Source organism: Leucothrix pacifica (genome assembly GCF_003172875.1).
Taxonomy (GTDB): Bacteria; Pseudomonadota; Gammaproteobacteria; order Thiotrichales; family Thiotrichaceae; genus Leucothrix; species Leucothrix pacifica.
Window position 1 is genome coordinate 1 of the sequence record NZ_QGKM01000092.1, and the last position, 7341, is coordinate 7341.

The following is a 7341-nucleotide window of genomic DNA, read 5'->3' on the forward strand; positions in this document are numbered from 1 at the left end:
ACTACCTTGAAAAACACCGCCACCTTGAAAAACTCAATGTGGTGGTTAATATTGGCCCCCATGACGAGAGTAGTTTCATTGTTAAAAGCAAAAGAGAAAGCTAGGTACCGGTTACCCTTGTGCTCCCAATCCAACGACTGCTTCGTATTTTTCTGATTTAATAAAAAAGGTATCTTGGGTATAGGCAGTGCTGTATCAGAATTCTGATAACTCACAGCATCGTTCTTGATGATCCAGATTTTTAAAGCACTAATATCAAGGTTCTTTACTATCTGGTCATCAAAGTCACCCGTTAGATTAAACCGTTTTATAGCTGCAAATTTTTCAGTGATATGCTGATAATCTTGATTATAAAAGTGGGTTTGAACGGTATGTTGAATGACCGCCCCAACTATTACATGTAGAATAATTGAAGTCGCAAGAAACATCAGAATCAAGTGTTTGCGCATTGATGGTTTGCTTTTGAATATCATGATGCAGCTTCAAACCTCTACCCCATCCCCCTGACAGTATGAATTAGTGGTTGATCATAAGGTTTGTCCACTTTGCTACGAAATCTCTTCACGGCAACATCAATAACATTTGTGTCACTATCAAATGTCATGTCCCACACGAGTGAGGCAATGATTGATCGTGATAAAACCTGACCTGCTTTACGCATGAAGAGTTCAAGTAATAGAAATTCTTTGGCTGTTAATGCAATTAATTTACCTTGTCTACTTGCTGTGCGCTTTAATAAATTCAGTTCCAAATCTGCAATTTGAATTGTATTCAACTCTTTAATCGGATCAGCTTGGTTTATTTTGTGGCGTAGTGCGTTCTGCACACGAGCGACTAATTCTGCAAAGGCAAACGGTTTCACTAAATAATCATTTGCTCCTAACTCAAGCCCTTTTACTCGATCATCAATTTGGTCTTTAGCAGTTAGCATGATCACTGGGGTATTAATTTTACTACTTCGAAGAGTCTGTAGTACCTGCCAACCATTTAACTTAGGTAACATAATATCCAATACGATCAGGTCATATTCTTGACTAGTCGCTTGATACAGTCCATCAACACCATCTTGGCTAAGATCAACCGTGTATCCGGATTCAGACAAGCCTTTTTGTAAGTACTGCCCAGTTTTAATTTCATCTTCGATCACTAGTAACTTCATGATTATCTTCCTATCCCTTTATTGCTAAATACTTTTGCATCGACCTATAAAAAGGGCCGAGATAACAAATTGCTATTCACGACCCTTGATCTTGCAGGGAATTAATAATAATTAGTTCATTAGTTTAGTGAAGCTCAACCTCTGCGTGCATACCCGCTTCAAAGTGCCCTGGTACATTGCAAGCAAACTGCGCGGTTTCATCACCAATAAACTGCCAAATCAATTCTTTGGATTTCCCCGGCTCCACGCTTACAGTGCTGCCGTCTTCATGCTTCATGTTTGGCATCTCTTTCATCATTTTTCTGTGCGCAACTTGCTCTTCAATGCTGCCAATTCCGAATTCGTGAGGAATTTTTCCTTTATTCATTACAACGAATTTGACGATATCACCTTCTTCAATACCTGCAAGGTTAGAGAAGTTATATTTCATGGTATCCATCATATGAACAGTAATAGTTTTATTGGGTACAGCACCTTTTGCAGCGGGCATACCAACGGCACTCATTTTATGTCCCTCATGACCTTCCATTGAACCTTCAGTGCCATGTCCGTCACCATGGCAAGCTGCGCAGTTGTTGGTAAAGACGGTTTTTCCTAGCGCAAGCTGATTTGGAGTATACCAACGGCCTGAAACGGGTTTATCTGGGCCATCTTGAGTACTAAAGCGACCAGTACTAATAGGCTAATAAATAAGAAACTATATAAGGTTTTATTCATAATATGATCGCTTTATTATGACGTGTTTGAGATTAGTATTTAGTAAAAACACCCACTGCTTCACCATCCTTAAAACTAATTACGTCATAACCCGATGGCTTACTTCCCTTGGGGGCCATACCCGGGGAATTCATGGGCATACCAGGGGCAGTCAGTCCGGAAATATCAGGTTTCTCAGAGAGTAGCCGCTTAATATCATTGGCCGGTACATGTCCCTCAATAGCATAGCCATCGACAAAAGCGGTATGACAAGACCCCAGACTTGCGCCTAATTTGGCTTTAACCTTGTACTCATTTAGGTTGTCAGAGTTATGCGCTTCAACAGGGAATCCATTATCTTTCATGTGATCAATCCATGCTGAGCAGCAGCCACAGGTAGCGCTTTTATAAACAGTGACGAGCGGTAAGGCTTTTGGTGCCTCAGCTTTAGAAGTGTCTGTAGTAACGATTTGGGGTGTTTTAACAACATCGATAACCTTGCTGGTGTCGATAGCTGACATGTCGGTAGGTTTCGCATCATCCGCATGCACGACCTGGTTTAAACTAACAGCACTAGCCATGATGGTCATCAAGAGTGCTGAAATGGTTGTTGAGTAAGTTTTATTTTTCATGAAAATTTCCTTATTAAAGGTGTGACGGGCCAAATAGCGTACTTAGAACAGCGGTAATGATTAAAATTAGCAAGGCAACGACCATTTCTACATTAATAGAAAACCGTAGTGCCATAGCAGACTGGCGGTTTTTTAAAGCAGGAACTAAGCGGAATTTATGCATTGCTGCCAGTGACAAGATTCCCGCGACAACACCTATTTTTAATAATAAAATATTGCCATGTATACTGGTGAATAGCGTTTTAAAGTTTCCTTCTAATGCATAAGAAATACCAACACCAGCCATGAGGAGTAATGCCACCAAAACTGAAGCTTGCTTTCCAAACTCATGCATTAATAGCTGTAAGGTGTTGCTTGGAAACTCTTTGCACCAATGGCTCAATGGATAGAGTAAGCCAACCCACCACATGGCAATAAAGATATGTAGAACAAGTGCCAGCCTTACGCATGTCTCTTGTTCAGCGGTATGCCCAACCATAGTAAATGATGCCGAAATTAGCAGTGATACTAGTAGCGCAGTAAAAGAAAGTGGCTTTGCATAAATGGGGATTAATCGCATTATTGTGACAAGTAGCAGTAACCCAAACCATCCGGCTAACCGAAATTTGTAACTCACGCCAACACCGGATTGCCAGAGAATTTCAATGAAGCTAGAGTCCCACATTCCGGCTAAACCCGACTCGGAAAATGATCCAACTTGCAGAAAAAAATCTAAACTTGCAACACTTAAACCCAGTATGACTCCGCATAACGTGTAAGCGAGAAATGGCAGATGTTGAGGCTTATATCGCTGAATCATGAAGGCTGCCGCTAAACCACCAACCGACATAGCGTAAGCGATATAAAGCAGTAGTTTGCTGCTAAAAATGGCGACAATCCAAGGCGAAAGAGCAGTCATTGTTATGTCCTTATAAACGCGGAGTGCCGAAGCAACTCCACGCGATAGGTTAATCGTTAGTGACCGTGGTCATCGTCTTTATGATCATCCTTTTGCTCAGTTTCATGGTCATCGCCGTGCCCGTCGTCATGGCTCATGCCTTCACCGTGTACCATAAAACTAAAGTCTCCAGACATTTTATGACCATCTTTTCCCATAGTTGTCCAACTCACCATATACTCGCCAACTTCTATTTCAGGTACGGCAATCTTGAAAGAAGTACCTGCCTCAGCCTTAGGCTTAAAACCAATGTTAAGGTCTTTGTGTTCGCCATCCATTAAGATCACTTTCATCAATCTGACCGAAGCGCCAAAGTTAAGGGTTAGCTGTTTTGGTGCTGCTTCAAGCATTTGCTCATTGGCAGGGTAGGTTGATTTGATGCCAGTATGGGCCAGTGCAGAGGCGCTTAACGTGAGTAAGCTAGCTACCATCATTGTCTTTAAAAATTTCATTGTGTATTTCCTTTTCATTAATGTGTTAAGTGTGATTAAAACCAAGCTTCAACGCCGAGCAATAGTTGTGTATCGGATGTTTTTTCTCCTTCTTCTTCTAGAATATCGGCGGTACCCCCAAAGGCTTTTGACCAGTTAACGCCGATATACGGTGCAAACTCTCGTTTAAATTCATGCTTTAGTCGCAGGGAAAAATCGAGATCGGAGAGACCTGAGCCTATACCTGCTTCAAGGTCATCTTTGCTATACATATTGATGCCTAGCGACGGCGCTAAAGCAGTTTTTTGAGTGAGCATCATCTCGTATTCTGTTTTTAGGCGGGCACCTACCTGTCCCCCTTTACCAAAGAACAAAGCAGCGTCCACATCAAACATATATGGAGCCGTCCCTTTAAATCCGACTACTGCCCATTCTCGACTTACCGGCTCAAAGTCTTTGCGAATACCAAGCTGTAAGTCCCAATAAGGGTCTAGCGCACGGCTGTACAAGGCTTGAAGTTCTGCTTCTTCAAGCTTACCGTCTTCTGATTCCAAGTCGGTCTTAAGCCAGAATTTATGTAGATCCTTACCTACCCAAGCCTCAGCATCTAGTGCCAGAGAGTCGATGTCGCTATCAGTGTATTGATATTCTAGTGAGTCAATCATCAACTTGTAGAGAGTGGGGTCATCTTCCATGTGCATTGCACCGGGAAATGGCAAGGGGATATTTTCTGCCAATGCCCCATCACTGACCGGAATTTTCATTTCAGGTGCTGGGGCATGGTTCATCTTGGAGTGATCCATTTTCGAGTGATCGACTTTAGCAGCGGTCGCTTTCTTAGCAGGTGCTGGGGCATGGTTCATCTTGGAATGATCCATTTTCGAGTGATCGACTTTAGCAGCAGTCGCTTTCTTAGCAGGTGCTGGGGCATGGTTCATCTTGGAATGATCCATTTTTGAATGGTCTACTGTTGTATTTTTCTTTGCGGCTTCAGTGGCTTTTTGCTTAGCTTCCTTTGCGGCTTCAGTGGCTTTTTGCTTAGCTTCCTTTGCGGCTAAATCTTTGCAAAAAGTCATTTTTGCGTGCATTGGCTGCGAACAGTCCATTGTCATCGGTTTGTGTTTGGCTAAAGCGGCTGGTGAAATACATAAGCCCAGTACCATCACAGATAATTTTACTTTCATTGCTATGTCTCCCTTTAAGCCACAATGACTCGACGGAACATGCCGTCCATGTGATAAATCAAATGACAGTGGTAAGCCCATTGCCCCTTTGCATCCGCTGTCACTAAGTAGCTGATCTTGGCTCCAGGTTGAACCACGATGGTATGTTTTCTGGGTAGGAAGTTGTTGTCGCCTGTTTCCAGCTCACTCCACATACCATGCAAGTGAACCGGATGGTTCATCATAGTGTCGTTGATCAAGGTAAAGCGCACACGTTCACCAAAACGTAATCCGATCGGTTTAGAGTCAGCATATTTCACGCCATTGAACGACCACATATAACGGCTCATATTTCCGGTCAAATGAAGTTCAATCTCGCGGCTAGGAGGACGGTTATCTATTGTCGGAAAACGATTCTTGATATCTGCGTAGGTGAGTACCTTGCGACCATTGTTCCTTAGCCCAACGCCCGGATCATCCAGTCTTACCTGAGGATCCATCGCGACCATATCTACTTGAGGCCCGAGCTTTACTTGCACTCCTCCAGAGCTTTCCATCGCCCCATGATCCATACTGGCCATGTCATGATTCATTCCCCCCATTGAGGAGTGATCCATGCCATCCATATCACCCATAGACATACCCATATCGGTATGAGTCAGGATAGGCATAGGATCCATGGTTGGTATGGTTGCTTGTTGTGCGGGATTACTCGTCAATGTACCTCTGGCATAGCCAGACCGGTCAATCGCCTGAGCGAATACTGTGTAAGCACCCGCGTTTGGTTCGACGATCACGTCATAGGTTTCTGCAACACCAATACGGAATTCATCAATATTGCTAACCGGTTGAATGTCTTGTCCATCCGTGGCCACCACTTGCATTTTTAAACCAGGAATACGGATATCAAAAAAGGTCATCGCAGCTGCATTAATGAAGCGTAGTCGTATTTTTTCACCCGGTTTAAAGGTGCCTGTCCAGCCTTCGCTAGGTGTTTTTCCATTAGTCAGGAATGTGTATGTCCAACCCGTTACATCAGAGATGTCACGGTCACTCATACGCATTTGATTCCACATTTCGCGGTCATCGACGGCCTTTTTGAAGCCCTTTGAGGCGGCTTCTTTGGCTAGATCACGTAGCGTACGCTCTTTGGTGCTGTAGTAATGACTGAGTTTTTTGAGTTTGGCGTAAATTTGTTCTGGCTTCTCATCAGACCAGTCAGATAACAATACGACATAATCGCGGTCGTAGGCCACAACGTCCGCTTCACGAGACTCAATTACAATTGAACCATAAAGGCCTGTTTGCTCCTGATATCCTGAGTGACTGTGGTACCAGTAGGTGCCACTTTGCACGGCTTTAAATTGATAGGTAAAGGTCTCGCCCGGTTTAATTCCTGCAAAACTAAGGCCGGGCACGCCATCCATATTGGCCGGTAAAATCAGTCCATGCCAGTGTATAGAGGAGGTTACAGACATCTTATTTGTCACACGAATAGTGATTTCCTCACCTTCCCTCATGCGTAAAGTCGGGCCGGGTAGAGAGTCGTTAATGGTCGTTGCCATGCGACGTTTCCCAGTGAGGTTCACGACGGTCTCGCCAAGAGTTAAGTCGAAAGTATTTCCACTTAGTACTGGCTGATGGCTTGTGGCTGTAGCTGCCAACAGGCCTGAGGGTGCAAGCCCTGCCATAAACGCAGAGGCAGTTAATCCTTGAACGAATTGACGGCGTGTTGGGTCTACAACACGATCATCGCTTGAATGATATTTCATACTGAATCCAAATAAATAATTTTTATTGAGATTACCGGTTGAATGTCTAAACCAAATTCCACATAGAACGGTGCTTAGTACGCTGCAAATAGCAGTATTTTATTCAGAGGTAATCAAATAGAGCATCTGCGACACACTTTTAGTAAAGGCGGGAGGTGCTAGATAGAATTCAGGCGAATTTGGGAGGTCTTAGCAGGCGAGAATGGGTGCTGAGTGCATCCTGTACATGGTAATTCGGTTCAAAGCTGAACAGAGGAGGGCTATTAATCGCTGTAATTTCGCTAATGAGCGCAGCACTACAATGCATCATACAAAGCCCGCAATCGTGACTGTCTTCACAATTGGAGTCTGTAGATAGTTGTGATTGACAGTGATTCATTGACATGTCTGACATAGACATTTGATGTTCACCGTTAGTCATTGGGTGACTTGTCATTTCAGATTTTCCCGTCATGTCTGATGTCATTGGGGACATACTGAGCATCATCACTGATCCAGCAATGGCGTTTGCATTGAAGGAAATCAGTAATAAGAAAATGAGAAAGGAAGTA

General features: G+C 43.5%; 8 protein-coding genes. All 8 read right to left on the reverse strand.

Going from position 1 to position 7341, the window contains the following annotated elements; genetic code table 11:
• A partial coding sequence (locus tag DKW60_RS21305) for a hypothetical protein (protein ID WP_146203544.1) occupies positions 1-449 on the reverse strand: 449 nt, incomplete at its 3' end.
• 41 nt (positions 450-490) lie between these two features.
• Positions 491-1159, reverse strand: coding sequence for a heavy metal response regulator transcription factor (locus tag DKW60_RS21310; protein ID WP_109839687.1), 669 nt, complete (start codon positions 1157-1159; stop codon positions 491-493).
• 124 nt (positions 1160-1283) lie between these two features.
• Positions 1284-1664 carry a cupredoxin domain-containing protein gene (locus DKW60_RS21315; RefSeq protein ID WP_146203545.1) on the reverse strand — a complete coding sequence of 127 codons (381 nt, stop codon included), beginning with the start codon at positions 1662-1664 and terminating at the stop codon, positions 1284-1286.
• A 244-nt stretch (positions 1665-1908) separates the two neighbouring features.
• Complete coding sequence (locus DKW60_RS21320; protein WP_219988864.1) at positions 1909-2487, reverse strand: DUF411 domain-containing protein; 579 nt, start codon at positions 2485-2487, stop codon at positions 1909-1911.
• Between the two features lie 13 nt (positions 2488-2500).
• The gene (locus tag DKW60_RS21325; protein ID WP_109839689.1) at positions 2501-3385 is read right to left on the reverse strand and encodes a copper resistance D family protein; all 885 of its coding nucleotides are present in this window, start codon (positions 3383-3385) and stop codon (positions 2501-2503) included.
• A 56-nt stretch (positions 3386-3441) separates the two neighbouring features.
• Positions 3442-3876, reverse strand: coding sequence for a copper resistance CopC family protein (locus DKW60_RS21330; protein ID WP_181389837.1), 435 nt, complete (start codon positions 3874-3876; stop codon positions 3442-3444).
• A gap of 35 nt (positions 3877-3911) precedes the next feature.
• Entirely contained in the window at positions 3912-5039 is a 1128-nt protein-coding gene (locus DKW60_RS21335; RefSeq protein WP_181389838.1) for a copper resistance protein B, read from the reverse strand.
• Positions 5040-5053: 14 nt separating this feature from the next.
• Positions 5054-6790 (reverse strand): copper resistance system multicopper oxidase, encoded by a 1737-nt coding sequence (locus DKW60_RS21340; RefSeq protein ID WP_109839692.1) that lies wholly within the window; start codon positions 6788-6790, stop codon positions 5054-5056.
• Positions 6791-7341 lie beyond the last annotated feature (551 nt).